The organism is uncultured Microbacterium sp. (assembly GCF_947488465.1).
GTDB lineage: Bacteria > Actinomycetota > Actinomycetes > Actinomycetales > Microbacteriaceae > Microbacterium.
Window position 1 is genome coordinate 123966 of sequence record NZ_CANKZA010000003.1, and the last position, 24770, is coordinate 148735.

At 67.8% G+C, this 24770-nt stretch carries 25 protein-coding genes and 1 tRNA gene; 12 read left to right on the forward strand and 14 right to left on the reverse strand.

What is annotated here, in order from left to right; genetic code table 11:
• Positions 1-42 precede the first annotated feature (42 nt).
• Positions 43-780: an HAD-IA family hydrolase gene (locus tag Q0653_RS08235; protein ID WP_298744719.1), complete on the forward strand. Its 738-nt coding sequence runs from the start codon at positions 43-45 to the stop codon at positions 778-780.
• Positions 780-3314, forward strand: coding sequence for a glycosyl hydrolase family 65 protein (locus tag Q0653_RS08240; protein ID WP_298944104.1), 2535 nt, complete (start codon positions 780-782; stop codon positions 3312-3314). The genes Q0653_RS08235 and Q0653_RS08240 overlap by 1 nt, the downstream gene beginning before the upstream one ends.
• Before the next feature lie 12 nt (positions 3315-3326).
• On the opposite strand, the gene Q0653_RS08245 is transcribed toward Q0653_RS08240, so the two are convergent.
• The 11 genes from Q0653_RS08245 to mpaB form a co-directional block, all read right to left on the reverse strand.
• Positions 3327-4064 carry a hypothetical protein gene (locus tag Q0653_RS08245; protein WP_298944106.1) on the reverse strand — a complete coding sequence of 246 codons (738 nt, stop codon included), beginning with the start codon at positions 4062-4064 and terminating at the stop codon, positions 3327-3329.
• Positions 4061-4789, reverse strand: coding sequence for an ABC transporter permease (locus Q0653_RS08250; protein WP_298944108.1), 729 nt, complete (start codon positions 4787-4789; stop codon positions 4061-4063). The genes Q0653_RS08245 and Q0653_RS08250 overlap by 4 nt, the downstream gene beginning before the upstream one ends.
• Positions 4786-5502 (reverse strand): ATP-binding cassette domain-containing protein, encoded by a 717-nt coding sequence (locus Q0653_RS08255; RefSeq protein WP_242087613.1) that lies wholly within the window; start codon positions 5500-5502, stop codon positions 4786-4788. The genes Q0653_RS08250 and Q0653_RS08255 overlap by 4 nt, the downstream gene beginning before the upstream one ends.
• Before the next feature lie 3 nt (positions 5503-5505).
• Positions 5506-7191 carry a daptide biosynthesis intramembrane metalloprotease gene (mpaP, locus tag Q0653_RS08260; protein WP_298944111.1) on the reverse strand — a complete coding sequence of 562 codons (1686 nt, stop codon included), beginning with the start codon at positions 7189-7191 and terminating at the stop codon, positions 5506-5508.
• A gap of 5 nt (positions 7192-7196) precedes the next feature.
• Positions 7197-8006: a daptide-type RiPP biosynthesis methyltransferase gene (gene mpaM / locus Q0653_RS08265; protein WP_298944113.1), complete on the reverse strand. Its 810-nt coding sequence runs from the start codon at positions 8004-8006 to the stop codon at positions 7197-7199.
• Positions 8007-8074: 68 nt separating this feature from the next.
• The gene (mpaA3, locus tag Q0653_RS08270) at positions 8075-8194 is read right to left on the reverse strand and encodes an MpaA3 family daptide-type RiPP (RefSeq protein WP_298944116.1); all 120 of its coding nucleotides are present in this window, start codon (positions 8192-8194) and stop codon (positions 8075-8077) included.
• A 44-nt stretch (positions 8195-8238) separates the two neighbouring features.
• Positions 8239-8382 (reverse strand): MpaA2 family daptide-type RiPP, encoded by a 144-nt coding sequence (mpaA2, locus tag Q0653_RS08275; RefSeq protein ID WP_242087610.1) that lies wholly within the window; start codon positions 8380-8382, stop codon positions 8239-8241.
• A gap of 45 nt (positions 8383-8427) precedes the next feature.
• On the reverse strand, positions 8428-8556 hold the full coding sequence (mpaA1, locus tag Q0653_RS08280) for an MpaA1 family daptide-type RiPP (RefSeq protein WP_298944117.1): 129 nt from the start codon (positions 8554-8556) through the stop codon (positions 8428-8430).
• 4 nt (positions 8557-8560) lie between these two features.
• On the reverse strand, positions 8561-9745 hold the full coding sequence (gene mpaC / locus Q0653_RS08285; protein ID WP_298944119.1) for a daptide-type RiPP biosynthesis dehydogenase: 1185 nt from the start codon (positions 9743-9745) through the stop codon (positions 8561-8563).
• Positions 9742-11001 carry a daptide-type RiPP biosynthesis aminotransferase gene (gene mpaD, locus Q0653_RS08290; RefSeq protein WP_298944121.1) on the reverse strand — a complete coding sequence of 420 codons (1260 nt, stop codon included), beginning with the start codon at positions 10999-11001 and terminating at the stop codon, positions 9742-9744. Before mpaD ends, mpaC begins: the two co-directional genes overlap by 4 nt.
• Positions 10998-12035, reverse strand: coding sequence for a daptide biosynthesis RiPP recognition protein (mpaB, locus tag Q0653_RS08295; RefSeq protein WP_298944123.1), 1038 nt, complete (start codon positions 12033-12035; stop codon positions 10998-11000). The genes mpaD and mpaB overlap by 4 nt, the downstream gene beginning before the upstream one ends.
• A gap of 379 nt (positions 12036-12414) precedes the next feature.
• On the opposite strand from mpaB, the gene Q0653_RS08300 reads away from it, so the two are divergent.
• On the forward strand, positions 12415-12591 hold the full coding sequence (locus tag Q0653_RS08300; RefSeq protein ID WP_298944125.1) for a hypothetical protein: 177 nt from the start codon (positions 12415-12417) through the stop codon (positions 12589-12591).
• Here Q0653_RS08300 and Q0653_RS08305 read toward each other — a convergent pair.
• The gene (locus tag Q0653_RS08305; RefSeq protein WP_298944126.1) at positions 12588-13649 is read right to left on the reverse strand and encodes an NAD(P)-binding domain-containing protein; all 1062 of its coding nucleotides are present in this window, start codon (positions 13647-13649) and stop codon (positions 12588-12590) included. The genes Q0653_RS08300 and Q0653_RS08305 overlap by 4 nt on opposite strands.
• A gap of 73 nt (positions 13650-13722) precedes the next feature.
• Here Q0653_RS08305 and Q0653_RS08310 point away from each other — a divergent pair, with 73 nt between their 5' ends.
• From Q0653_RS08310 to Q0653_RS08350, 9 genes are all read left to right on the forward strand, one after another.
• On the forward strand, positions 13723-15903 hold the full coding sequence (locus Q0653_RS08310) for a DNA polymerase III subunit gamma and tau (protein ID WP_298944128.1): 2181 nt from the start codon (positions 13723-13725) through the stop codon (positions 15901-15903).
• A 3-nt stretch (positions 15904-15906) separates the two neighbouring features.
• Positions 15907-16500, forward strand: coding sequence for a recombination mediator RecR (gene recR / locus Q0653_RS08315; protein WP_298744713.1), 594 nt, complete (start codon positions 15907-15909; stop codon positions 16498-16500).
• A gap of 320 nt (positions 16501-16820) precedes the next feature.
• The gene (locus Q0653_RS08320; protein WP_298744709.1) at positions 16821-18116 is read left to right on the forward strand and encodes an aspartate kinase; all 1296 of its coding nucleotides are present in this window, start codon (positions 16821-16823) and stop codon (positions 18114-18116) included.
• Between the two features lie 63 nt (positions 18117-18179).
• Positions 18180-19253: an aspartate-semialdehyde dehydrogenase gene (locus Q0653_RS08325; RefSeq protein ID WP_298744707.1), complete on the forward strand. Its 1074-nt coding sequence runs from the start codon at positions 18180-18182 to the stop codon at positions 19251-19253.
• Positions 19253-19462, forward strand: a complete 210-nt coding sequence (locus Q0653_RS08330) for a PLDc N-terminal domain-containing protein (RefSeq protein ID WP_298744705.1) — start codon at positions 19253-19255, stop codon at positions 19460-19462. The genes Q0653_RS08325 and Q0653_RS08330 overlap by 1 nt, the downstream gene beginning before the upstream one ends.
• Before the next feature lie 105 nt (positions 19463-19567).
• A complete protein-coding gene (locus tag Q0653_RS08335; RefSeq protein ID WP_298944132.1) occupies positions 19568-21097 on the forward strand; it encodes a malate:quinone oxidoreductase in 1530 nt (509 codons plus the stop codon).
• Positions 21098-21107: 10 nt separating this feature from the next.
• On the forward strand, positions 21108-21701 hold the full coding sequence (locus Q0653_RS08340) for a thymidine kinase (protein WP_298744701.1): 594 nt from the start codon (positions 21108-21110) through the stop codon (positions 21699-21701).
• A 106-nt stretch (positions 21702-21807) separates the two neighbouring features.
• On the forward strand, positions 21808-22530 hold the full coding sequence (locus Q0653_RS08345) for a FadR/GntR family transcriptional regulator (RefSeq protein ID WP_298944134.1): 723 nt from the start codon (positions 21808-21810) through the stop codon (positions 22528-22530).
• 24 nt (positions 22531-22554) lie between these two features.
• The gene (locus Q0653_RS08350; RefSeq protein ID WP_298744697.1) at positions 22555-23826 is read left to right on the forward strand and encodes an alpha-hydroxy acid oxidase; all 1272 of its coding nucleotides are present in this window, start codon (positions 22555-22557) and stop codon (positions 23824-23826) included.
• A 20-nt stretch (positions 23827-23846) separates the two neighbouring features.
• Here Q0653_RS08350 and Q0653_RS08355 read toward each other — a convergent pair whose 3' ends face one another.
• Positions 23847-24611: an HAD-IIB family hydrolase gene (locus Q0653_RS08355; protein WP_298744695.1), complete on the reverse strand. Its 765-nt coding sequence runs from the start codon at positions 24609-24611 to the stop codon at positions 23847-23849.
• A gap of 58 nt (positions 24612-24669) precedes the next feature.
• Positions 24670-24746: transfer RNA gene (locus tag Q0653_RS08360), tRNA-Pro, on the reverse strand.
• Between the last annotated feature and the right edge of the window lie 24 nt (positions 24747-24770).

Genomic DNA, 24770 nt, shown 5'->3' on the forward strand with positions numbered 1-24770 from the left:
AGCGTCATGCATCCGAAACAGCTGGCGCACTACGCTGGGACGGTGACAGCCGAAACGCTTCCTGACCTGTCCGCCTACGACGGGGTCCTGTTCGATCTGGATGGGGTCCTCACACCGACCGCCGATGTGCACATGCACGCCTGGCAGACGATGTTCACCGAGCTGTTCTCCGCATGGGGGATCGAGCCGGCGTACACCGACGAGGACTATTTCCGCTACCTCGACGGCAAACAGCGCTACGACGGCGTTGCCAGCCTGCTGCGCTCTCGCGATGTCGAGGTGCCCTGGGGTGATCCGACCGACGAGCCTACCGCCGACACCGTCTGCGGCATCGGCAACCGCAAGAACGCCGTCTTCTCCCGTGTGCTGCGCACCGAGGGAATCGCGCCCTATCCGGGATCGCTCGCGCTGGTTGACCGCCTCATCGCCCTCGGCGTGCCGATCGGCGTCGTGTCGAGCTCCAAGAATGCCGAAGAGGTACTGACCGTCGCGGGCATCCGCGACCGCTTCCCGGTCGTGATGGACGGCGTCGTCGCCGCGCGCGAAGGCCTGCGGTCCAAGCCCGAACCGGACATGTTCGCGGCCGGTGCACGGATGCTGGGCGTCGACCCCGCGCGCAGCGCTGCTGTCGAAGATGCGCATTCCGGGGTGGCCTCGGCATCCGCCGCCGGCTTCCAACTCGTCGTCGGCGTCGATCGTGGCGCGGGCGCGCAGGCGCTCCTCGACCTCGGCGCACACGTCGTCGTGGACGACCTCGGTGCATTCATGGAGGAGAAGTGATGGATCGCGACCGTTTCCCGATCGACCCCTGGCGTCTCGTCGAGAAGAGGTTCAGCCTCGACGACGCCGGCGTCACCGAAACGCTTTTCTCCGTCGGCAACGGATACCTCGGACTCCGCGGAAACCAGCCCGAGGGCCGCCACGAGCACGAGCACGGCACGTTCATCAACGGGTTCCACGAGACGTTCCCGATTCGGCACGCTGAGCAGGCTTATGGGTTCGCCGAGGTCGGCCAGACGATCGTCAACGCCCCGGACGCGAAGATCATGCGGGTGTACGTCGACGACGAACCGCTGTCGTTCGATGTCGCCGACGTCCGCGAGTACGAGCGCGTGCTCGATATGCGCACGGGCGTCTTGACTCGGCATGTGCGCTGGACGACACCGAGCGGCAAAGACGTCCTCATCGACTTCGAACGGATGGTCTCGTTCGAAGACAAGCACCTGGCCGTGCAGCGCGTCTCGGTGACGGTGATCGGCGCGGATGCCGCAGTCGCGATCAGCTGTCAGATGATCAATCGCCAGGACGGCGAGGATGTCTACGGCGGTGCCCCGCCCGGTCGCGCCCGGAAGGCAGGGTTCGACCCGCGACGCGCGGAGAAGATCGATGAGCGGGTGCTCCACTCCGAGGAATACTGGCAGGACGGGCAACGCTCGGCGCTGGCGTATCGAGTTGCGGCGTCCGGGATGACGCTGTCGGTCGTCGCGGATCACGTCATCGAGACCGAGAACGACTACTCGGCGCGCACCTCGATCGACCCCGACATCGCCAAGAACATCTTCCGCGTGCAGGCGAAAGCGGGTGTTCCGACCACGGTCACGAAGGTCGTGGCCTATCACACGTCGCGCGGTGTCCCCGGGCGCGAGCTCGTCGACCGCGGACGCCGGGCACTGGACCGGGTGTCGGCCGAGGGCGCGCAGGTGCAGTTCGACCGGCAGACCGAATGGATGGCGGCCTTCTGGGACCGATCCGACATCGTCATCCAGGGCCATGATGACCTCCAGCAGGCGACGCGCTGGTGCCTCTTGCAGTTGGCGCAGGCTGCCGCGCGCGCCGATGGGCAAGGTGTCCCCGCGAAGGGGGTGTCGGGCTCGGGCTACAGCGGACACTACTTCTGGGACACCGAGATCTACGTGCTGCCGTTCCTCATGTACACGACGCCGCAGTGGGCCCGCAACGCGCTGCGGATGCGGTACCTCATGCTCCCCGCAGGGCGGAAGCGCGCCGCACAGCTCAACGAGGCCGGAGCGCTGTTCCCGTGGCGCACGATCAACGGTGAAGAGGCGTCGGCCTATTACGCCGCCGGTACCGCGCAGTACCACATCAACGCAGACGTCAGCTTTGCGCTCGCGAAGTACGTGCGGGCGACCGGTGACATCGATTTCCTCCACCGGGAGGGCGTCGACATCGCCGTCGAGACAGCGCGGCTGTGGTCGACGCTCGGATTCTGGCGCTTCTCCGAGTCGGGCGACATGGAGAGCTTCCACATCCACGGCGTGACGGGGCCGGACGAGTACACGACGGTCGTCAACGACAATCTGTTCACGAATGTGATGGCGCGCTTCAACCTGCGTTTTGCTGCGCGGGTCGTCCGCGAAATGGCCGAGACGGTGCCCGAGGCGTACGCCCTGATGGTCGACCGTCTGGGTCTTGGCGAGGCCGAAGCCGACGGGTGGGAGTCGGCGGCCGAGGCGATGCATATTCCGTACAGCGATGCCCTCGGCATCCACCCGCAGGATGCGATCTTCCTCGAGCGGGAAGTCTGGGATCTCGAGAACACTCCACCTGAGCAGCGGCCCCTGTTGCTGCACTTCCACCCGCTCGTGATCTACCGCTACCAGGTGCTCAAGCAGGCCGATGTCGTGCTCGCGCTGTTCCTGCAGGGCAACCACTTCACCGATGAGGAGAAACTGGCCGACTTCGAATACTACGACCCGCTCACGACGGGCGACTCGACGCTGTCCGCCGTCGTGCAGTCGATTCTGGCGGCGGAGGTGGGCTATCAGGATCTGGCTCTGGAGTATTTCGCGCAGTCGATCTTCGTCGACCTGGGTGACCTTCACCACAATGCCGCGGACGGCGTGCACGTCGCCTCGGCCGGTGGCGTGTGGACGGCGCTCGTGTCCGGCTTCGGTGGCATGCGCGATCACTTCGGTGAACTCACGTTCGACCCGCGGTTGCCCGCCGACTGGCCTTCGCTGTCATTCGCGCTGAACTGGCAGGGGACGCAGTTGCGCGTGACGGTGACCGCCGATGCGCTCGAGGTCGTCGCCGGGCCGGGCGAGCCGGTGAGCTTCATGGTCAGGAATGCGTCGTACGTGGTCGGCGGAGGCGAGACTGTCACGGTACGCCTGCACGGACAGGGGCCCGTGCTGCACGGCCGTCCGACGCTCGAGGACCTCGGCGAGTCACTTCGCGAGGACGGCACGCTGCTGTCGGCGTCGGTCCCGACGATGACGACCTCGATCCCGGTGATCACCGGCAGCATGCCGATCATCACTGGCGACGACGGAAACCTCGGCGTCGACACCTGACCGCGCGAGGGATCAGTGCACGTCGCGACGAGCGAGCGAGGCTCCGCCCGCCACCAGAGCGACCAGCGACCATCCGAAAACGACCGCGACGGCCGCCACGGTGTCGAGGGCGGCGACGTCGCCGAGAGCGACGTCGCCGAGGTCGAAGCCGAATGCCGTGAGCATCGCGGGGAGCGGGAACCACACGGCTCCCGGCCCCCAGAATGTGGTCAGCAGCAGGCCGACGCTGAGCGAGAGCGGCGCCACGAACAGCGCGATCAGATGGTGCTGGACCAGCAGTCCGACGCTCAGCCCCCACAGGGCGGCTGTCGCGCCCAGCGCGGCGGCGAGGGCGGTCGATGACAGGTCCACCGCGAGGCCGCCCAGGGACGGTGCCAGAGCGATGCGGCCGCCGAGGACCGTTGCCACGGCGATGACTCCGCCGCCGAGCGCCGTCCACGGCACTCGACCGGCGAGATGGGCCCATCGGGGTTGCACGGTCAGTCGTTGCGCGACCACTCCGTTGCGTCTATCGCTCGTGTAGCGGAAGGAGCCGTAGATCGCCGCCATGAGGGCTCCGTACGTGGCCATGACCGGGTCGAAGGGCGCGAGGAGGCGGGCGCGGACCTCCACCGGCGCGCTGGAGATTTCGGCCGGCACGCTGGTGATGAGCGAGAGCGCCATCGTGAACGCAGCGACGCCCACGCCCAGCAGCACGACATCCCGCGCGAAGCTCCTCGACTGCGCCGCCAGGGCCTGACGGAGGATCATGCTACGCGGCGACGGCCGAGGAACCAGGCGGCCACCACGAACACCACGGTCCACGCGAGCGCGATGCAGGCGCCGGCTGCCGACGACAGGAGATGACCCTGATACTCCGGGACGCCGATGGCGGCGATCGCCATTCCCGGGGAGAATCGCGCGAGATCCGGTGACGTCCTGATCAGGGCGAACTCGATCAGAATCGGGAACGCGAGCACGGCCGCCGCGCCGATGTAGTAGTTGCGCGTGATCCATCCCACCGCCCCGCCGATGAGCGCACCCGGAACGACGCCGATGAGTGCGCCGGCGTAGACCTGGACGCCGGGCTGGGTGAGCGTGAAGGTGCGACCCTCCTGGCTCAGCACGATGAGCACCACGACCGTCCAGCCGATGCACACACCGACGGTGATCCAGAGCGCCGCCATCACGCCGGCGACCATCTTCCCCCAGAATGCGCGGCGGAACCCGACCTCGGTCAGCGTCCTGTCCATCGATGCGTAGTACCACTCGCGGGTCACGGCGTACGCACCCGCGAACGCCGCGGTGACGAAGGACCACGCGAGCGGCTGCAGTAGGCGAGCGGTCGCCGCCGAGTCGTCCAGGCCGCTCAGATCGGTGAGCGAGGGGTCCGAGGTGAGGACGGCGACGGGGACGAAGATTGCGAGGACGTAGGTGGCCCAGAGCGAGAGCCCGCTGACCGCGCGCAACGCCTCGCTGCGGATGGCCGCGATCACGAGCGACGCCCTTCCACGAGGTCGAAGTATCGGTCCTCCAACGAGTCGGCGGTGTCCGTCACCAGGTCGCGTAGCCTCCCGGAGAACAAGGCCTCCCGCTTGATCACCACCACATCGTCGACGATCTGCTCGAGCTCGGCCAACTGGTGACTGGAGATCAGCACCGTGCCGCCGAGTTCGACGTAGGTGCGCAGATGGCGACGGAGCCATCGGATCCCATCGGGGTCGAGCCCGTTGGCCGGCTCGTCGAGGATGAGGGTGCGGGGGGAGCCGACCAGCGCAGCCGCCAGACCGAGACGCTGGGCCATGCCCGTGGAGAACGTCTTCACCCGTCGGCCGCCCACGTCGTGAAGGCCGACCTCTTCGAGGACCTCGTCGACACGTCGGCGTGGAGCCCCTGCCGCGAGGCGCACGATGTCCAGGTGCCGACGAGCGGTTAATCCCACTTCGAATCCGAACCCGTCCATGTGCACGCCCACGTGCGAGGCGGGGTTGTGCAGCGCCGAGAACGGCGCACCGTCGATGGTCGCGACCCCGCTCGTGGGTCGGATCAGTCCCACGATTGCGCGCAGCGTCGTCGACTTGCCGGCGCCGTTGGGCCCGAGCAATCCCACGATCGAGCCGCGGGGGACGACGAACGACAAGTCTCGGACGGCCGTCGTGTGTCCATAGTTCTTCGTGAGGTTTCTGACCTCGATCGCATTGTCGACCATTGCTCATCCCTGCCTTACGTCGCTGTGTTGGTTGAAGATTTCGGCAAGCGGCCGTGCCACCGCGGATTCCCAGACTGCCTGCCACAGGTTGGTGATCCCGAGCTCGATCCGGGCCTGTCCTGTCGAAGGCAGCCCCGCAGTTTCCAGAGACCGCTGCGCGATCCCGATCACCGTGGCCGGCACCTCGGCGCCGCCCGCGGTCACGGGGAAGAGGACGTCGAGCGGAACCGAGGTCGGCGCTGTCTCCCGGGCGGCGAGGGTCGCCTCGCCGACGGGGACGTTGACGAGGATCCCGTTGGTCAAGAGCGCGACGTCGGCGCCATCCGGGATGTCCGCGTCCGCGCGGGTTCCGCCCTGGACGAGGACGATTTCCGAGCCGGTCGCTGAGAATCCTGCCGTCGTTGTCGAGGGCACCGAGATGCACAGCCCCGCCATGACGACCGCGATCACGACCAGCAGGTTGACCGCGATGAACCGCCAGGTGGATACGCCCGCCCGCCATGCATTGCGCACGCCCCGGAGCAGGATCGCGACGCCCATGGCGAGAACGGCGCCTTCGATCGCGAGCACGAGGAATGCCAGCACGGGGCCGCCGCTGGCCAGCGCGCTCTGGATGCGCATGATCGCGAACACGACGAGGACCACCGGTGCCAGCGTGCTCGCCATTCCAAAGCTCGCGCTCCACCAGCGGTCCAGCCGCTTCGGAGCGGGAGCAGTGCCGTAGAGGACACCGGTGAGCCAACGAGTGAAGTCTCGTTTCGACCGGTCGCGCAGATTGGGCTCGTCGAGGGCGCTCATCAGCGCGATGTATCCGTCGAAACGTATGAACGGAATCAGGTTGACGAGGACGATGCCGAAGCAGGATGCGCCCAGCAGTAGAAGGATCTGGCGCCCGATACCGTCGGCGACGAAGAGGGCGGCGATGGTGAAGGCCGACCCCAGCACGGCATGCACCGTGGGACCCGCCAGGGCGACCCCCACCCGCTGCCAGCGATCCTCGAGCCGCCAGCCGTCGGTCACATCGACGAAGAAGGCCGGCGTGAGGTAAAACAGCATGAATCCGGCGCGGCGAGGCGTCCCGCCGAATCGGGTCAGGGTGACCCCGTGTGCGCCCTCGTGGAGGAGCGTCATCACGGACTGCACGATGAGGACCACGACGAGTCCGAGCAGCGGGACGGGCGATGCCAACAGGCGCGCCACATCCGTCGTCTGCAGCCCCATGGCGATCACGCCCAGGAGGACGATGGCAGGCACCAGCGCCCTCGTCGCCCGGCTGGAAAGCGGCCGGATGCCCCTGTCCAGCCATGCGAACATCGCCGGCGCTCTGAGCGTGGCGACCTGGAGGGTGAGCGGTGCCCGGTAGACGAATCGACCGGCAGGCTTGTGGTCAGCGCCTTCCATCAGCCCGTTGGACCGGAAGCGGTTGACCAGGGCGAGGAAATCCTGTTCTGGCACGTCGGCGGCGAAGCGGGCATGGAGGTCCCGCACGGCGCTCTGGCCGTCCATCGCAGAGAGCAGTTCGACCACAGGGGGTGACACGCGCGACACGGGCACCCCCGAGACCATCACGATCCGAGACGCTGCTCCGTCGGCCGGCTCGCCAAACGACACCGCCGCGCCGAGGGTGGGGCTGCTGTCCAGCTGCAGCTCGAGGTGGGCCCGCTTCGACCGGTGTGGGCCTGTCGTCATCTGGGTCATGCGGATCGGTGCTCTCCGCGCAGCGACGTCTCGAGAAGGACGATGTCTGACCCTGCGTTCGCGCGCACGGGGTACACCCGCGGATCAGTGAAGCCCGCCTGTACGAGCTCAGCCCGAAGGATGTCGGCGTCGAGCACTCGCAATCGGCTCGTCAGCACCGTCACTGTCCCGTTCCGGACGAAGTCAGCCGCGCGCGCCCAGTTCACGACACGCGCGGTGCCGTCGTCCACGATCTGCTGAGAGTAGAGGTACTCCTCCGCCCCGTCCGGACCGTCGACGGTGAAGCGCTGATCCTCGGTGACACGCAGGTGCGCTCCGGAGGAGGTCCCCGCGATGGTGAGCGCGAAGATGCCGCCCTCTGCCAGATGTTCTCGAACGCTCGCGTACATCGCGATTCTGTCTTTCGCGTCGAGGAGCGTGATCGAGGTCGCGCCGATGATGATCAGTTCGTACCGCCGCTCGAGTGCGAAGGAGCGCATATCCGCCACGACGCAGTCCAGGAGCGGGTTGCCGGCGATCTCTCCCTCCAGCCGCGACAACATGTCCGCAGACAGATCCACGGCAGTGACCCGCGTGCCGCAGCGGACGAGCGGGATCGCCAGTCGTCCGCTGCCCGCGGCGAGATCGAGAACCGCTCCGCCGGCACTCCGGGCGAGCGCCAAGACCTCCCGTACTTCCGAGCGGTCCGAGCCGACGAGCCGGTCGTAGAACGCGGCGCCGTCGCCTTCATAGAGGTCCTGCACGCGGGGGACCGCGTTGAACTCCGCGAGCTGCGCGGCGACAGACTCGGTGATGCCGACTGTCATGAGATGTCCTTTCCTTGTCGTGCCCATGGGTGCGGGCGGCTCCAACTCCGCCCGCACCCGACGTCCTGCTACGTGGCGATCGCGACCGCGCCGCCGATGATCGCCACGATGTACCCCACGTGCTCCCACCACTCGAGCGGCGTGTCCATCGCGTCGAGTTCGACGAATTCCAGTTGCAAGTCGTGCATATTTCACCTCCCTGAACGTTCGGACCGTGCCCGCGAGCTCCGCGTCACGTCAGGGCGATGAGCCCGATCAGCATGCCGACGGTCACGCCGCGCATCCAGTCAACGGCGTTGTCCGGCGCATCCATCGCGTCGAGTTCGGTGAATTCGAGTCTGTGCGCCGAATTGTCCATGACAAGTGTGTTGTTCATATTTCACCCCCTTTTCTTTTCACGTGTTTCCACCTGCCATTCGATCTATGTAGCAGCGACGATGCCGATAATTCCGAGGCCGACGATCACTCCCTGATAGAAGCTCTCCCAACTCGGCGCTTCCATTGCGTCGAGTTCTTCGAACTCGAGGCTCATGACAGCGGTACTTTCCATGTATTCACCCCCTCACCAATTCGAGCGTTGACGTTGGAGCGGGTGTCGACGATTCGCTTTTCCAGAACGAGTCATCGAGGATGTCGCGCACGTCTGCGTCGTCGATGCCCATGAGCATCGGATGTCGGCCGCCCCACGCGCGTGCGGTCGCGCCGGCGAGCGCGCGGACGGCGTCGGCGTCGGGTCGCGCCGGGCGATCGATACCCCACGCCTCGATGACCCCGCGGATCCCTTCGACCGGATCGGGATGATGCCCGGTGCCTGCGACTGCGGCTCGCCAGAACCCCGCGAGACTCTCCCGGTCGCCCCAGCGGGCATCGCCGGCGCAGATCCGTCGCCAGACGGCGACGATGACGGCGGCCGTCGCCGACATCTTGGGCGCGGCGAGACCGAAGGCCACTTCATTGGCCACATACCAGTGGCGGGCGCCGTAGGGAGTGCGGCTGCGCAGGGCCGCCGTCCGCTGGGTGGCCGCGCTCAGGCGGGCGATGCGAAGTCTTGCAGTGTCGGTGCGCACTTCGTCGCTCGCGGCGCGGAGGAGCGCCCGCGCGATCGCGACGGCGTCGCGCTGTGCTCGATCTGCGCGCAGTGGCGTCGTGCTGACGCCGGCGATTCGCAGCAATGCTTCGAGTCCTCCTTGGCGAACGGCCCCGTCTGACAGCGAGCGCAGGTGTGAGGAATCCAAGATCGCGAATCTCGGCCGGAGTGCGCGGCCGATGATGAGGCGATGGCCATGTGCGGTGCGAAGGATGCTGACGCTGTTGGTCTCCGATGAGGTGCCGACAGTGGTCGGTACGGCGATGATGACCGCCGCCGGCTCGACGTCCGGGAGGACCGTCAATGCGGACCTAGCGGCGTGGGTCGTCGCGTACTCGAGGACGTGCTCGGACGTCAGCGCCAGCGCTGCAAGTTTCGCCGCGTCCAGCACGCCGCCGCCGCCGACGGCGACGATGACCTCGGCCCTACTCGACCTCAGCTCCTGCGCCAGGGTCGCGACGGTCGCGGCGTCGATCTGCTCGGCATCCAGGTGCAGTGCGCGGCCGACGTATGGGATGTCCGTGGCATCCGCGACGGCGCGATCGGCGATCGTCATCGCCGTCCGCCCTGCGCTGAGCCGCCCGATCACGCCGGCCGAGATCCTGCTGCCGGAGAACAACGTCGGAACGCCCGCCGTGGAGGCCCGGCTCACAGTCGAACGTCCTGAAGAGCGGTGAGGGTCGAGTGTAGTGCAGTCTCCAGTTCGAACAGCTCAGCTTCACTGAATCCGAAGGCTGGGACGAGTTCGACGGAGCTGGGGCCCGGCTGCACGATCACTCCCTCATCGGCGAGGTCCGAGATCACTCGGAGGACTTGCTCACCCGTGTACTCGGTTCCGTCATCGTGGCGCAGCGAGAGGCCCAGGAAGCAACCGCGGCCCGTCACTGCAGCGATCTTGCCGCTCGCTCGCAGGTCGTCGGCGATGTTGAGGAGCCGGACGCCCAGTGCCCCTGCCTTGGAATCCACGTCGGTCGCGCGGAGCTCGTCGATGACGGCGAGGATCGCTGCGGCGCATGCCGGCGATCCTGCTTGGGTCTCTCCGTGGACGAACGTCCACCTTCCGCGGGTGAACTCGTCGCTCACACGGGGCCCCACCAGGACGACCGCGGCGCCCATGGCTCCATTGGTGAGTGCTTTGGACAGCAGCAGCAGGTCTGGTGCAGCGGGCCATTCGTTGGTCGCGAAGAGCGGGCCCGTCCGGTGGAATCCGGTGGCGACCTCGTCCGCGACGATCAGGAAGCCGTACTTCTCGCGCAAATCCAGCAGGCGTGCGATGAACTCGCGGGACAGGGGCAGGGCGCCGCTTCCGAGGACGGGCTCGACGACGACGGCGGCGACGCGTGAGCCCTCGCGCTGCAGTAGCGCATCTAATTGCTCGGCCTCGTCGTCGTGGGGGACGTGTCGCACATGTCGGCGATCGACGGAGTAGACGGAGTGCAGGAGATCGTCGCCGCTGAGCGCGTGGCTGCCGTACATGGTGCCGTGGTAGCTGCCCCTGAGGCCGACGATGATGGATCGGGACGACGAGCCGCGCTGCGCCCAGTACTGCCGAGCTAGCTTCATCGCGATGTCGTTCGCGGCCCCGCCCGAGGTCGAGTAGATGACCCGTCGGTAGCGATCGCGTCCGGCGAGCTCGACGAGGGCGTCAGCCGCTTGCTCCGCGTAGCGATGGGTCGCGCGGAAGAGCGAGAGGTACGACGCATCGTGCATCGCCCGAGTGACGGCCCGCGCGACGGCGGGATTCCCGTACCCTAGGGGCACGTTCCAGAGGCCACTCGTGACGCAGAGTCTGGTCGAGCCGTCGGCGTACTCGATCCGATGACCGGACGCGCCGACCGCGATGCGCTCGCCCGGAAACGCCGAGTCCGCAGCGACCAGGGACGGCCACGCGGTGCCGAGGCCGCTCACTGCGGCACCTGTGCGCCGACGAGGACCTCGTCGCGGGGGCCGCCGCTGTGCACGCCGAGCCGGTCGAGGGCATCTCGGCACAGCAGCTCCGCACGGTGCGTGTCGATGCCGTGCAGCGCAGCAAGACGATCGCGCGCCGTGGGCAGGGACGCCGACGTCTGCACGATCGACACGACGTCCGCCGTCAGCGGCGTCAGCAGCTGACGGCGCCGGCTGATCACGTCGGCCAGCACGACGCCGTCCTGCGTCGAGACGATGAACGGGTCTGCGGCCGGCGTGACGCTCTCCGCACGGCCGTCCTCGCTCACGGACCAGCCGAAGCCGGCGACCTTCGCGACGCCGTTGCCGAGGGCGAGCATCTTCACCAGCTCGATCGCGTGGAGGTACCGCGGCAGCCAGGGAGCATCGCGAAGGTCGGACGCGACATGTTCGTGCGCCACGACGTCTCCCAGCGCTGCGATGGGGGGCACGGGCCTCGACAGTGCGGTGGCCGTATCGTTGACGTCGCCCAGGACGATGCCCTGCATGCCCAGACTGATGCGGCCCGTCTGGTCCACGCGGACTGCGCGCGGCGGCTCAGAGCGCGCAGGGGCGATCAGCGCGTCCCTGTCGGCGAGTGCCACCCGCGGGTCGATGAGGGGCGGCGGGAAGACGCCCGTTCGGCGGGCGAGTTCCGCGTCGTCCAGGAACGCGGTCCACCCCGCCTGGTCGAAGAACCGGACGGCTGTCGGACCGACCACCTCGACGAACGCCGCTGCCAGGTAGTCCTGCAGTTCGACCCCGCGGTGCCCGACGAACAGTTCGTCGCCCGGGTCTGTGAATTGTCCGCTGTAGGTGAGGATCCGCGCGCGATCGTGGGTGGGTGCGTCGTGCTCGGGTGCGATCACGACGTCGTCCGCGCTCAGGAACGGGGCGATCGCGCCGAATGGTGCGCCCGAGTCGAGGAAGAACATCCGCCCGTATTCGGTGCGTGCTCCCGTTATCCATTCACGCAATGTGCGCGCAGCGAATAGTTCATCGGCGTCGATTTCCACATTCCCTCTTTCTGCTGGCGGGGCGCCGAAAAGTAGTCGCGAGAGCAGGAACGCATATATCGACATGCGTCGAATCCCGCTTTCTTGTCCTGGCAATTCAGTGATCCGATCGAACTGTAACCACCGAGTTTCGCCCCTGTCTGTCCGCACTTCGGAGGACAATCGCAACATTCTTTCGCAGACAATGGCCGATGGTCTGATGGGAATAGCTAAAGGTCTATGTCGACATCTGCGGCCCCGACCTATGGGCGCGCAGAGCGCCCGGGCTTGCGGGAGCGATCGCCGTCCAGCACGACCGCGCCGGGGGTAGAGTGGCCGGATGCCGACTCCGGACGCCACAGAATCCCGAACGCTGTCCTGGGGGAAAAGTCTCATCGGCGTGGGACTGCTCATCCTGTCCGCCTCGTATGCATTCTCCGGCGGACCGTGGTGGCAGATCCTGTCGGCTGGCGTCGTCGCTGTTGTCGCGGTGCTGCTGATCGTCTCCGGTGTGCGAGGAATCATCGCCTATCGCCACGCACGGCGCGCCCACGAGACGGATCCGGAAAGCCGCTAGGCGACGATCGCGCGCACGGCGTCGCGGCCGGCGCGGTTCGCGCCGACGGTGGACTGCGAGGGGCCGTATCCGATCAGGAATAGGCGCGGTTCGTCGAGGGAACGTCCGTGCGCGACGCGGATACCCCCGGCCGCTGTCCGTAGCCCGAGGGGCGCGAGATGGGCGATGTCCGCGCGGAATCCGGTCGCCCAGAGGATGACGTCGGCGGGTTCGAACGAGCCGTCCGGCATGCGCACGCCGTGCTCCTCGATGCGCGTGAACATCGGATGCCGCACGAGAACGCCGCGTGCCTCGGCCGCGCGCGCCCAGGGGGTCCAGTGCTGGCCGGTGACAGAGATGACGCTGCCGGGTGGCAGCCCCTGCCGCACACGCTCCTCCACGCCGGCGATCGCCGAGACGCGGGCGGCCGTGTCGAATTCCGCGGCATCCCATGTGACGTCGTTCCGGGTGACCCAGAACGTGTCGGTCACGCGCGAGACCTCATCGAGCAGTTGGATGGCCGAGATTCCGGCGCCGACGATCACGACCCGGCGACCGGCGAACTCGTCCGCCGACCCGTAGTCGTGCACGTGCAGCTGACGCCCCGCGAACTCTTCCTGCCCGGGGTAGTGCGGCCAGAAGGGGCGGCGCCATGTTCCGGTGGCGTTGATCACGTGCCGCGCTGCCCAGGTGCCGGCATCCGTCTCGACGAGCAGTCGGCCTGAGGGGTCGCCGTCGGCGCGCCGCACCCCGTCGACGCGCACAGGACGGCGGACCCGGAGGTCGAATCGCTCTTCGTAGTCGGCGAAGTACGCCGGTAATACGTCGACGCTCGCCGCGTTCGGATCCGCGGGCGGGACAGCGAAGCCGGGCAGTTCGTGGATGCCGTTGACCGTCGCCATGCTCAGCGACCGCCAGCGGTGCTGCCATGCTCCGCCGGGCGCCGTCTCGGCATCGAGCGCGACGTATGCACGTTCTCCGGTCTCCGGTGTGAAACCGCGACGTCGGAGGTGATACGCCGCGGACAACCCGGCTTGGCCCGCGCCGATCACGGCGACGTCGACGGGTACGGGATCCACATCGCATTCCAACACCCGGGACAGCGGGGGATGTTCCCGGCGGTGTGTCGGTGCCACGCCGTAGGCTGTCCTGGTGACCACCGCCCTGTACCGCCGCTACCGACCCGAGACGTTCGGCGAGATGATCGGGCAGGCTCAGGTCACCGACCCGCTCATGACCGCGCTGCGTGGTGATCGCGTTGGCCACGCGTACCTGTTCTCCGGCCCGCGCGGATGCGGCAAGACGACCTCGGCACGCATCCTGGCGCGGTGCCTCAACTGCGCGCAGGGACCGACCGACGTCCCGTGCGGGACGTGCGACAGCTGCGTCGAACTCAGCCGCGGGGGAGGTGGATCGCTCGACGTCGTCGAGATCGACGCCGCGTCGCACAACGGTGTCGACGACGCCCGCGATCTGCGGGAGCGCGCGATCTTCGCTCCGGCGCGCGACCGGTTCAAGATCTTCATCCTCGACGAGGCGCACATGGTCACGGCGCAGGGCTTCAACGCGCTCCTCAAGCTCGTCGAAGAGCCACCGGACCACGTGAAGTTCATCTTCGCGACGACCGAACCCGAGAAGGTCATCGGGACGATCCGCTCACGCACTCATCACTATCCGTTCCGGCTCGTCGCTCCGGCAGCGATGCTCGAGTACGTCGAGCAACTGTGTGTGCAGGAAGGTGTCCAGGTTGAAGCCGGGGTGCTCCCGCTCGTCGTCCGGGCCGGGGGAGGATCACCGCGCGACACGCTGTCGCTTCTCGATCAACTCATCGCCGGATCGGATTCGTCGTCCGGCGACGGCGGTGCGCTCGTCCGCTATGAGCGTGCGGTGTCGCTCCTCGGCTACACGCACGCTGAACTGCTCGATGAGGTCGTCGAGGCGTTCGCCGGGCACGATGCGGGCGCTGCGTTCGCGGCGGTCGACCGCGTCGTGCAGACCGGTCAAGACCCGCGCCGCTTCGTCGATGATCTGCTCGAACGGCTGCGTGACCTCATCATCGTCGCCGCCACGGGGCAGGGGGCCTCGGCCGTGCTGCGCGGCATCCCTGTGGATGAACTCGAGCGCATGGGGCGCCAGGCATCGAGCTTCGGCACCGATCGGCTGTCGAAGATCGCCGACCTCGTCGTCACGACCCTCGACGACATGAGCGGCGCAACGTCGCCACGACTGCAGCTCGAGCTCCTGGTGGCACGGGTGTTGGCCTCCGCGCCGGATGCCGGCAGCGCTCCGGCGCCTTCCGCCCCGGCGGCGCGCGTCGACGCACCCGTGCCGGCGGCGACATCCGCGGCTCCACCGGCCCGTGTCGAGAGCACTGCTCCACCGGCGCGTGTCGAGAGCACTGCCCCCGTCTCCGCGGCCCCGACGCCCGCTGCTCCCACGTCTGAAGCGACCGCTCCCGCATCGGCAGCGGTCGAGGTCGAACCCCCGTCCGCAGCCGCGCCTGCACCGGTCGTTCCGACCGGTCCGCTGACGCTCGGGCACGTGCGCGATGCCTGGCCGGAAATCCTCCAGCGGCTTGAGCCGGTGAGCCGTTCGTCGTGGATGATCGCGACCGCGGCAACGCCCATCGCGTACGCCGACGAGGTCCTCACCCTCTCGTTCCAGAGCCAGAACGACGTCGCCACGTTCAAGAAGCTCTCCGCCGGCGCCGGGCCGAGCGAAGATCTCCGCGGCGCGATCGCGGGTGTCTTGGGTGTCCGGGTGAAGTACGTCGCACGGCACGACTCCGACGCGGGAGGAGCAGGCGGCAGCGCCGGACCCGCGGGCGGCGGGGACTCATCAGGTCCCGACTCGCGCGGCGGCGGCCCGGCGCCACGGGGCGGGACGCCCCGTGCGGGAAGCCCGACCGGACCTCCACAGTCCGACCGATCAGCCTCTCCCACGCGGCCGTCCGCCTCATCACCCGTCACCGAATGGGCCGTGGCGGCGATCCCTTCCGGCGACGGCCCGGCGCCGAGCACCGCGCTGGCGGTCGATGACGAGCCGGAAGAGGCGGCATCCGCTCCCGCACAGACGATGACCCTGCAACGCGAAGGAGACGTCATCGACGACGGCCCCGAGCCGACACCGCCGGACGACGATGACGCGCCGCCGCCCCCCGCCGACGTCCACGCGCCGGTTCCGCCGCGCGCACCGGTCGCGATCGAACGGCCCGAGCGCCCCGCTCCTCGCAAGGGTGGCATCGAACGGGTCGGCGAAGCGGTCGTCCGCCAGGTGCTCGGTGCGACGTTCGTCCGAGAAGAGCCGTACACACCCCCCACGAGGTTCAACTAATCCATGTACGACGGCATCGTTCAGGACCTGATCGACGAGTTCGGTCGACTGCCCGGCGTCGGACCCAAGTCCGCGCAGCGCATCACCTTCCACATTCTGCAGACGCCGAGCTTCGATGTGTCGCGGCTCTCGGTGCTCCTCGGCGAGCTGCGGGAGCGCGTGCGGTTCTGCGAGATCTGCGGCAACGTCTCCGAGCAGGAGCGATGCAGTATCTGTCGCGATCCGCGGCGTGACCCCGCGCTGATCTGCGTCGTCGAAGATGCCAAAGATGTCTCGTCGATCGAACGCACGCGCGAGTTCCGCGGGCTCTACCACGTGCTCGGTGGCGCGATCAGCCCGATCGGCGGCGTCGGACCGGACGATCTGCGCATCGCACAGCTCATGCAGCGGCTGGCCGACGGCACCGTGCAAGAAGTGATCCTCGCGACGAACCCCAACCTCGAGGGCGAGGCAACGGCAACCTACCTCAGCAGGCTCCTGCACACCCTCGAGATCCGTGTGACGCGCCTCGCGTCGGGACTTCCCGTCGGAGGAGACCTGGAGTACGCCGACGAAGTCACTCTGGGGCGCGCGTTCGAGGGCCGCCGCACCATCTGACGCGGCTTACCGCAGCACTTCCACCAGGACGATCCACGAGACGAGCAGCGCGACGACGATCGCCGCGATGGCACCGATCGCGAGCAGCAGAAGCCCACCGCTCCCGGCGATCATCAGCACACCCCCGGTGGCGTAGAGCGCCGTCGGGACGAATCCGACTGTCGCCTTCGCTACGTGAGAGAGGCGGCCTTGATGATCTCGGCGATGCTACCGCGCGGCACTCGTCACATGGCCGTCCCGGCATCCACCCCTCTCTAAGATGGTGCGGTGGGGCCGGCATCCGTGCACCGAGCCTCGTCCACACACCCGGGAGTTCCACAGTGGCGCTGATCGTCCAGAAGTACGGCGGGTCATCCGTCGCCGATGCCGAGAGCATCAAGCGGGTCGCCAAGAGGATCGTCGACACGCGCCGCGCCGGCCACGACGTCGTCGTCGCCGTGAGCGCGATGGGCGACACGACCGATGAGCTGCTCGACCTCGCCCACCAGGTCGCTCCGATCTCAGCGCCGCGCGAGCTCGACATGCTGCTGAGTTCGGGCGAGCGGATTTCGATGGCGCTGCTCGCGATGGCCATCCACTCGATGGGCTTCGAGGCGCGCTCGTTCACCGGCAGTCAGGCCGGCATGATCACCGATGCGACCCACGGTGCGGCGCGCATCGTCGATGTCACCCCGATTCGCCTCCGCGAAGCGCTGGATGAGGGTGCTATCGTCATCGTCGCCGGTTTCCAGGGCTTCAACCGCGACACCCGCGACATCACCACCCTCGGCCGCGGCGGCTCCGACACGACCGCGGTCGCCCTCGCCGCCGCGCTCGAGGCGGATGTCTGCGAGATCTACAGCGACGTCGACGGGATCTACACGGCCGACCCGCGCGTCGTTCCGCAGGCCCGCAAGCTCGACGTCGTCTCGTCGGAAGAGATGCTCGAACTCGCCGCCAACGGTGCGAAGGTGCTCTACATCCGCGCTGTCGAGTACGCCCGCCGTCACGGCGTCATGATCAACGCCCGTTCGACCTTCAGCTCCGGGCAGGGGACGTTCGTCCTCAGCCCCGGAATGACCGCCCCCGCCTCGATCGCCCGCACCCAGGAGAGTCCCATGGAAGAGCCCATCGTCGCCGGCGTCGCCACCGACCTCAGCCAGGCCAAGATCACCGTCATCGGTGTGCCGGACGTCCCCGGCAAGGCCGCCGAGATCTTCAAGATCGTCGCGAAGTCCGGTGCGAACGTCGACATGATCGTGCAGAACGTCTCTGCCGCCGCCACCGGTCGCACCGACATCTCGTTCACTCTGCCGAAGACGGACGCGTCGCTCGCTCTCCGCGCGCTCGCCGCCGAACAGGTCGATGTGGGCTTCGAGAGCCTCGTGCACGACGATCAGATCGGCAAGCTCTCGGTCGTCGGCGCTGGCATGCGCACGCACTCGGGGGTCTCGGCGACCCTGTTCGAGGCACTGTCGACGGCGGGGGTCAACATCGAGATGATCTCCACATCCGAGATCCGTATCTCGGTCGTCGTCCGCGGCGACGATCTTGCGGGAGCGGCACGCGTCGTGCACACCGCCTACGGACTCGACGGCGATACCGAGGCCGTCGTCTACGCCGGCACCGGCCGCTGAGGCCCCGTCCCCACCCGCCCGATACAATCGGGCAAACCCGCTACGCGATCTTGAGGTAGAGCTATGACCCGCATCTCCGATTCCGGACTCTCCGTCGCCATCGTCGGCGCCACCGGCCAGGTCGGCACCGTGATGCGCGAGATTCTCGCGGAACGCGCGTTCCCCATCGGCGATCTTCGCCTGTTCGCGACGGCTCGCAGCGCCGGCACCGCCGTCGACTTCGCCGGCCACAGCATCGTGATCGAAGACGTCGCGACGGCCGACCCGGCCGGCATCGACATCGCACTGTTCAGCGCCGGGGCCACCGGCTCTCGCGCACACGCCCCGCGGTTCGCCGAAGCGGGCGCGGTCGTCATCGACAACTCCAGCGCGTGGCGGATGGATCCCGAGGTGCCGCTCGTGGTCAGTGAGGTCAACCCGCACGCGACCGAGAACCCGCCCAAGGGAATCATCGCCAACCCGAACTGCACAACGATGGCCGCGATGCCGGTCCTCAAGCCGCTCGCCGATGAAGCCGGGCTCGAGCGCCTGATCGTCAGCACCTATCAGGCCGTGTCCGGGTCGGGCCTCGCCGGTGCGCAGGAGCTCCTCGGCCAGGTCGAGGGTGTTCTCGCTCAGGGGCACACGCTCGACCTCGTGCACGACGGTTCGGCGGTCGATTTCCCGCAGCCGGAGAAGTACGTCGCTCCGATCGCGTTCGATGTCATTCCGTTCGCCGGAAACCTCGTCGACGACGGTGACAACGAGACCGACGAAGAGAAGAAGCTCCGCAACGAAAGCCGGAAGATCCTCGAACTTCCCGATCTGCTCGTGGCGGGAACCTGCGTGCGGGTCCCGGTCTTCACCGGACACTCGCTGTCCATCCACGCCGAGTTCGCCCGCGACATCACGCCCGACCGTGCGCGCGAGATCCTGGCATCCGCCCCCGGCGTCGTGCTCGAAGAGGTTCCGACGCCGTTGCAGGCCGCCGGTAAGGATCCCAGCTTCGTCGGCCGCATCCGGGCCGACCAGTCCGCACCCGCGGGCAAGGGCCTGGTCCTGTTCATCTCGAACGACAACCTCCGTAAGGGGGCGGCGCTGAACGCCGTGCAGATCGCGGAGATCGTCGCGGCCCGTCTCGGGGCCCAGGTCGCCTGATGAGCCGGACTGCGCCGCAGGGCTCGCTGGCCCGCGTGGGCATTGCGGTGGCCGCGGTCGCGCAGATCGCGTTCGCGGTCGTGGCGTTCTGGGACCTCGCGCACCGTCCGGCGGCCGAGGTACGCGGCCCCAAGCAGGCGTGGATCCCGGCCATCCTCATCAACTGGATCGGCCCGGCGGTCTACTTCGTCTTCGGCATTCGCCGCTGAAAACCGCGGCGCCTCGCCCGATGTCCGATTCGCCTCTTCATCGCGGTTGGGTATCCCATAGCCGGGTCGTCTTGACTCACCGGCAAGAATCGCGTTCCTTCCTGGATGCCGGCACCTCCGCCGGGCCGGCACGGTGCGAAACGCGGCCTAGACTGGAACATTGTGAGTGAACCCGTCGATGTCGTCTTGATCGGTGGTGGCATCATGAGTGCCACCCTGGGAACCCTGCTGAAGCAGTTGCAGCCCGACTGGAAGATCGTCGTGTGCGAACGCCTGTCCGAGGTCGCCCAGGAATCGTCCAACGCCTGGAACAACGCCGGCACAGGGCACGCCGCGATGTGCGAGCTGAACTACATGCCCGAGGGCAAGGATGGTTCGCTCGACCCCGCGAAGGCGATCGCGATCAACGAGCAGTTCCAGCAGAGCCGCCAACTGTGGACCTCGCTGATCGAACGCGGCAGCCTCGACGGACCGTCGACCTTCATCAACGCGACGCCGCACATGACCTTCGTCCGCGGCGAGAAGGACGTGGCGTACCTCAAGAAGCGCTACGAGATCCTGAAGAACGAGCCGCTCTTCGCCGGAATCGAGTACTCCGAGGACTCGCGGGTCATCAATCAGTGGGCACCGCTGCTCATGCAGAAGCGCCGCAAGGGCGAGCCGTTCGCTGCCACACGAGTGCCGGCCGGCACCGACGTCGATTTCGGCGCGCTGACGCGCCAGCTCTTCGCTCACCTGCAGGCGCAGGGGGTGGATGTCGTCACGAACCGTGAGGTCCGCAATCTGACGAAGCTCGATGACGGAACCTGGAAGGTCTCGTACCGCCACGCACTGGGGAAGACCCCGGGCAGTTTCCGCGCACGCTTCGTGTTCGTCGGAGCGGGCGGATGGGCGATCAAGCTGCTGCAGGCATCCGGCATTCCGGAGATCAAGGGCTACGGCGTCTTCCCGATCGGAGGGCAGTGGCTGAAGACCTCGAACCCGGCGATCGTCGCGCAGCACAACGCCAAGGTCTACTCGCAGGCTTCCGTCGGTGCACCGCCGATGTCGGTGCCGCACCTGGATACCCGCGTGGTCGACGGCGAAGCATCGCTCCTGTTCGGCCCGTTCGCGACCTTCAGCCCCAAGTTCCTCAAGAACGGGCGGATCACGGACCTCGTCGAGCAGGTCCGCCCCGGCAACCTCTGGCCGATGATCAAAGTCGCCGTCGACAATCCCGGGCTCATCAAGTACCTCGTGGGTGAGCTGCTCAAGAACCACGCCAAGAAGGTCGATTCTCTTCGCGAGTTCATGCCGACGGCGAAAGACGAAGACTGGGAGTTGCTCCAGGCGGGGCAACGCGCGCAGGTCATGAAGAAGGATCCCGACAAGGGCGGCATCCTGCAGTTCGGTACCGAGGTCGTCACCTCCGCCGATGGCTCGATCGCCGGGCTCCTCGGGGCGTCCCCGGGCGCGTCGACGGCCGTGTCGATCATGCTGAACCTGCTGAAGACCTGTTTCCCCGACCGGATCGGTGGGTGGGAGCCGGAGCTGCGGGACCTGATCCCCAGCTATGGTTCCACGCTCAACGGCGATGCCGCTCGCGCACAGGCCTCGGTCGCGCACACGGCCGCGGCGCTCGGCATCCACGACTAAGAGGCGCCCGATGGCCAAACTGTACTTCCGCTACGGGGCGATGAACTCGGGGAAGTCCACGGCGCTCCTGCAGGCCGCCTACAACTACGAGGAGCGCGGCCAGCACGTCCTGCTCGCCAAGCCCACGGTCGACACGAAAGGCGCCGAGAAGATCTCGAGCCGCCTCGGCGTCGAGCGTACGGTCGACTTCCTGATCGGGCCCGACGACGATCTGCGGGCACTGGTGGCGGCGCACGCACATCCCGCGGTTGCGTGCCTTCTCGTCGATGAGGCGCAGTTCCTCTCGCCCACCCAGGTGGAAGACCTTCTCCGCATCGCGGTGGGAGAGCGTATCCCGGTCCTGGCCTACGGCATCCGGTCAGACTTCCAGACCCGTGCCTTCCCCGGCTCGGCGCGACTTCTCGAACTCGCGCACAGCCTCGAAGAACTCAAGACCATCTGCCGCTGCGGACGAAAGGCGATCTTCAACGCGCGACTCGTCGGAGGCCGGTTCGTCTTCGACGGGGACCAGGTGGCGATCGACGAGCTGAGCACGGAACGGGTCACGTACGAGTCGATGTGCGCGGAGTGCTACCTGCGCGAATCGGGTGGCCGACTCAGCTGATTCGCGTGAGGTCTGACGTGTTGTATCGTTTCATTCAGCAACTCGAACGGGTTTGCCGGTCTGACCACAGCGCGGTAGGGTGGCCGGACCATTCGGAAGGGCAACGATGACCGAGAACACCCCGGCACGCGCGTGGCGCGTCGTGCTCGAGAAGCTCGAAGCAGATCTCCTCGAAGGCAGGCTCGGCCCCGGCGACCGCCTCCCGCCGGAGCGCGAACTCGCGACGACGCTCGGTGTCGGCAGGTCGAGTGTGCGTGAGGCGCTCCGTGTCCTCGAAGTGATGGGCCTCATCCGCACCGCAACCGGCTCCGGTCCCACCGCCGGCGCCATCGTCACGGCGACACCGCACGGCGGGCTGGCGCAACTGCTGCGCCTTCAGGTGGCCGCGCAGGGGTTCGCGATCCCCGATGTGTACGAGACACGCCTCCTCCTCGAAGAGTGGGCGGTCGCCCACTTGGCCGCGCAGCCGGAGGTCGACCTCGCAGAAGCGCGGGCGACGCTCGACGCGATGGATGCCGAGGACCTGTCGCCGGATGACTTCCTCGCGCTCGATGCGCAATTCCACCTACGGCTGACGGATGCCGCCGGCAACGTCGTCGTTGCGGCGACGATGGCGGGTTTGCGCCCGACGATCGACAGCTACGTGCGAGCCGGCGTCGACCGCATCCCGGATTGGGGTGCGACCGCCGACCGCCTGCGACACGAACATCACGATGTCTTGGATGCGATCGAGTCCGGCGACGCCGACCGCGCCCGCCACATCGTGCGGGCGCACATCGCCGACTACTACGCCGACGCCGGCTTGCCGTCCCCGTCGCAGACTCCCTGATTCGCCGACACCTGAGGAGGTGCCATGGTCCAGCGTCAGCTGCCCAAGATCCCCGAGCTCCTGGAGCTCATGCAGTTCAAGAAGCCCGAGCTCGACGGCACCAAGCGGCGGCTCGACGGGGCGCTGACGATCGCCGATCTGCGCACGATCGCGAAGCGCCGCACACCGAAGGCCGCCTTCGACTACACCGACGGTGCGGCCGAGGGGGAGCTGTCGCTCGCGCGCGCGCGACAGGCCTTCGAAGACATCGAGTTCCACCCCGACATCCTGCGCCCGGCCGAGCACGTCGACACCTCCGTGGAGATCCTCGGCGGGCGCTCTGCTCTGCCGTTCGGGATCGCGCCCACCGGATTCACGCGCCTGATGCAGACCGAGGGTGAGACCGCCGGGGCCACGGCGGCAGGGGCCGCCGGCATCCCGTTCACGCTCTCGACGCTCGGTACGACGTCGATCGAGAATGTCCGCGCCGCGAATCCGCACGGGCGCAACTGGTTCCAGCTCTACGTGATGCGGGAGCGGGAGCTGTCCTACGGGCTTGTGACACGCGCCGCGGAAGCCGGATACGACACCCTGATGTTCACGGTCGACACCCCGGTGGCCGGTGCCCGCCTGCGCGACAAGCGCAACGGATTCTCGATCCCGCCACAGCTCACCGTCGGTACGATCGTCAACGCGATTCCGCGTCCGTGGTGGTGGATCGATTTCCTCACCACGCCGAAGCTCGAATTCGCCTCCCTCACCACGACCGGCGGCACGGTCGGTGAGCTCCTCAACGCGGCGATGGACCCGACGATCAGCTACGAGGATCTCGAGGTCATCCGCTCCTTGTGGCCCGGCAAGATCGTGATCAAGGGCGTGCAGAACGTCGCGGACTCGAAGCGGCTCATCGACCTCGGCGTCGACGGGATCATCCTCTCCAATCACGGTGGTCGTCAGCTCGACCGCGCGCCGATTCCGTTCCATCTGCTCCCGCAGGTCGTCCGCGAGGTCGGCAAGGATGCGACGATCATGGTCGACACCGGCATCATGAACGGCGCCGACATCGTCGCCTCGATGGCGCTCGGCGCGAAGTTCACCCTGATCGGCCGCGCCTACCTGTACGGCCTGATGGCAGGTGGGCGCCGAGGAGTCGATCGCACGATCGAGATTCTCCGCACCGAGATCGAGCGGACGATGCAGTTGCTCGGCGTTTCGTCGCTCGAGGAGCTGGAGCCGCGCCACGTGACGCAGCTCCAGCGCCTGACCCCGGTGGCCGCTCCCGCTCCGCACCACGCGCCCGCAGTGCTCTCACCGTAGATGCGGCTTCCCTCGCCCGGTCAGCGCGGCGGGAGGGTGGGGATCAGCGCCTCGAGGAACGTGGCGGTGTCCTCCCAGCCCTCCACGGCATGGCAGGTCACGCCCATGGCGAGAACCGGGTAGTCGTTCCCCTCGGGGTCGAGTCGGTCGCCCACGAACAGCATGTCCTCGAGCGGGATGCCGGTCTGGGCCGCGAGCTGGTTCATCCCGTACGCCTTGTCGATCCCCCGCTCGGTGATGTCGACCGATGTCGACCCGCCCGAGCGGACCTCGAGGTCGGGAAGGAGCGCGGCGACGGCCGCGCGGAGCGAGTTCTTCTTCGCACCCGTGGGGTCCCAGGCCGTCTTCTCCGCAACCGGGGCCCTCTGCCCGAGAGCTGAGAAGGTGATCTGCGAGCCGCGATCCTCGAGGATCTCGCCCCAGGTCTCGCTTTCCCACAGTCCGAGGCGCCGCGCTTCGCCTTCGACCGCAGCCAGTGCTCGTGACTTCTGATCATCGCTGAGGGTCCGCGCGTACATGGTCGTGACGCCGGCATCCGTGAGCCGGTAGTACTGCGTACCGCAGGTGGGAAGAAGGTGCAGGGCCGCGCGCACCCGATCAGTCGTGTCGGGGAGGCGATCGACGACCTGCGTCGTGAACTGCTGCAACTGGCCGCCGGAGATGATCGCCACCTCGACGCGCTCCGCAAGTGCGATCAGCAGGTCGGCCATCCGAGGCTCGATCGCGGTCTTGGACGGTGCGAGTGTGTCGTCCAAATCGAAGGCGACAAGGCGAGGCGTGGGCATCTGAGGCTCCGATCGAGGGGGGATACACGAGAGGCTCCGCCGCGGCGGAGCCTCTCACTGGTCGGGGTGACAGGATTTGAACCTGCGGCCTCGTCGTCCCGAACGACGCGCGCTACCAAGCTGCGCCACACCCCGTGGCAACCCTCCGAGTCTACCCTG

Bases quoted from the DNA above. Each gene is read 5' to 3' on its own strand.
- Q0653_RS08240 (WP_298944104.1), top strand. From the start codon at position 780: ATGGATCGCGACCGTTTCCCGATCGACCCCTGGCGTCTCGTCGAGAAG.
- Q0653_RS08245 (WP_298944106.1), bottom strand. From the start codon at position 4,064: ATGATCCTCCGTCAGGCCCTGGCGGCGCAGTCGAGGAGCTTCGCGCGG.
- Q0653_RS08255 (WP_242087613.1), bottom strand. From the start codon at position 5,502: ATGGTCGACAATGCGATCGAGGTCAGAAACCTCACGAAGAACTATGGA.
- mpaP (WP_298944111.1), bottom strand. From the start codon at position 7,191: ATGACGACAGGCCCACACCGGTCGAAGCGGGCCCACCTCGAGCTGCAG.
- mpaM (WP_298944113.1), bottom strand. From the start codon at position 8,006: ATGACAGTCGGCATCACCGAGTCTGTCGCCGCGCAGCTCGCGGAGTTC.
- mpaA3 (WP_298944116.1), bottom strand. From the start codon at position 8,194: ATGCACGACTTGCAACTGGAATTCGTCGAACTCGACGCGATGGACACG.
- mpaA2 (WP_242087610.1), bottom strand. From the start codon at position 8,382: ATGAACAACACACTTGTCATGGACAATTCGGCGCACAGACTCGAATTC.
- mpaA1 (WP_298944117.1), bottom strand. From the start codon at position 8,556: ATGGAAAGTACCGCTGTCATGAGCCTCGAGTTCGAAGAACTCGACGCA.
- recR (WP_298744713.1), top strand. From the start codon at position 15,907: ATGTACGACGGCATCGTTCAGGACCTGATCGACGAGTTCGGTCGACTG.
- Q0653_RS08325 (WP_298744707.1), top strand. From the start codon at position 18,180: ATGACCCGCATCTCCGATTCCGGACTCTCCGTCGCCATCGTCGGCGCC.
- Q0653_RS08330 (WP_298744705.1), top strand. From the start codon at position 19,253: ATGAGCCGGACTGCGCCGCAGGGCTCGCTGGCCCGCGTGGGCATTGCG.
- Q0653_RS08335 (WP_298944132.1), top strand. From the start codon at position 19,568: ATGCCGGCACCTCCGCCGGGCCGGCACGGTGCGAAACGCGGCCTAGAC.
- Q0653_RS08340 (WP_298744701.1), top strand. From the start codon at position 21,108: ATGGCCAAACTGTACTTCCGCTACGGGGCGATGAACTCGGGGAAGTCC.
- Q0653_RS08345 (WP_298944134.1), top strand. From the start codon at position 21,808: ATGACCGAGAACACCCCGGCACGCGCGTGGCGCGTCGTGCTCGAGAAG.
- Q0653_RS08350 (WP_298744697.1), top strand. From the start codon at position 22,555: ATGGTCCAGCGTCAGCTGCCCAAGATCCCCGAGCTCCTGGAGCTCATG.
- Q0653_RS08355 (WP_298744695.1), bottom strand. From the start codon at position 24,611: ATGCCCACGCCTCGCCTTGTCGCCTTCGATTTGGACGACACACTCGCA.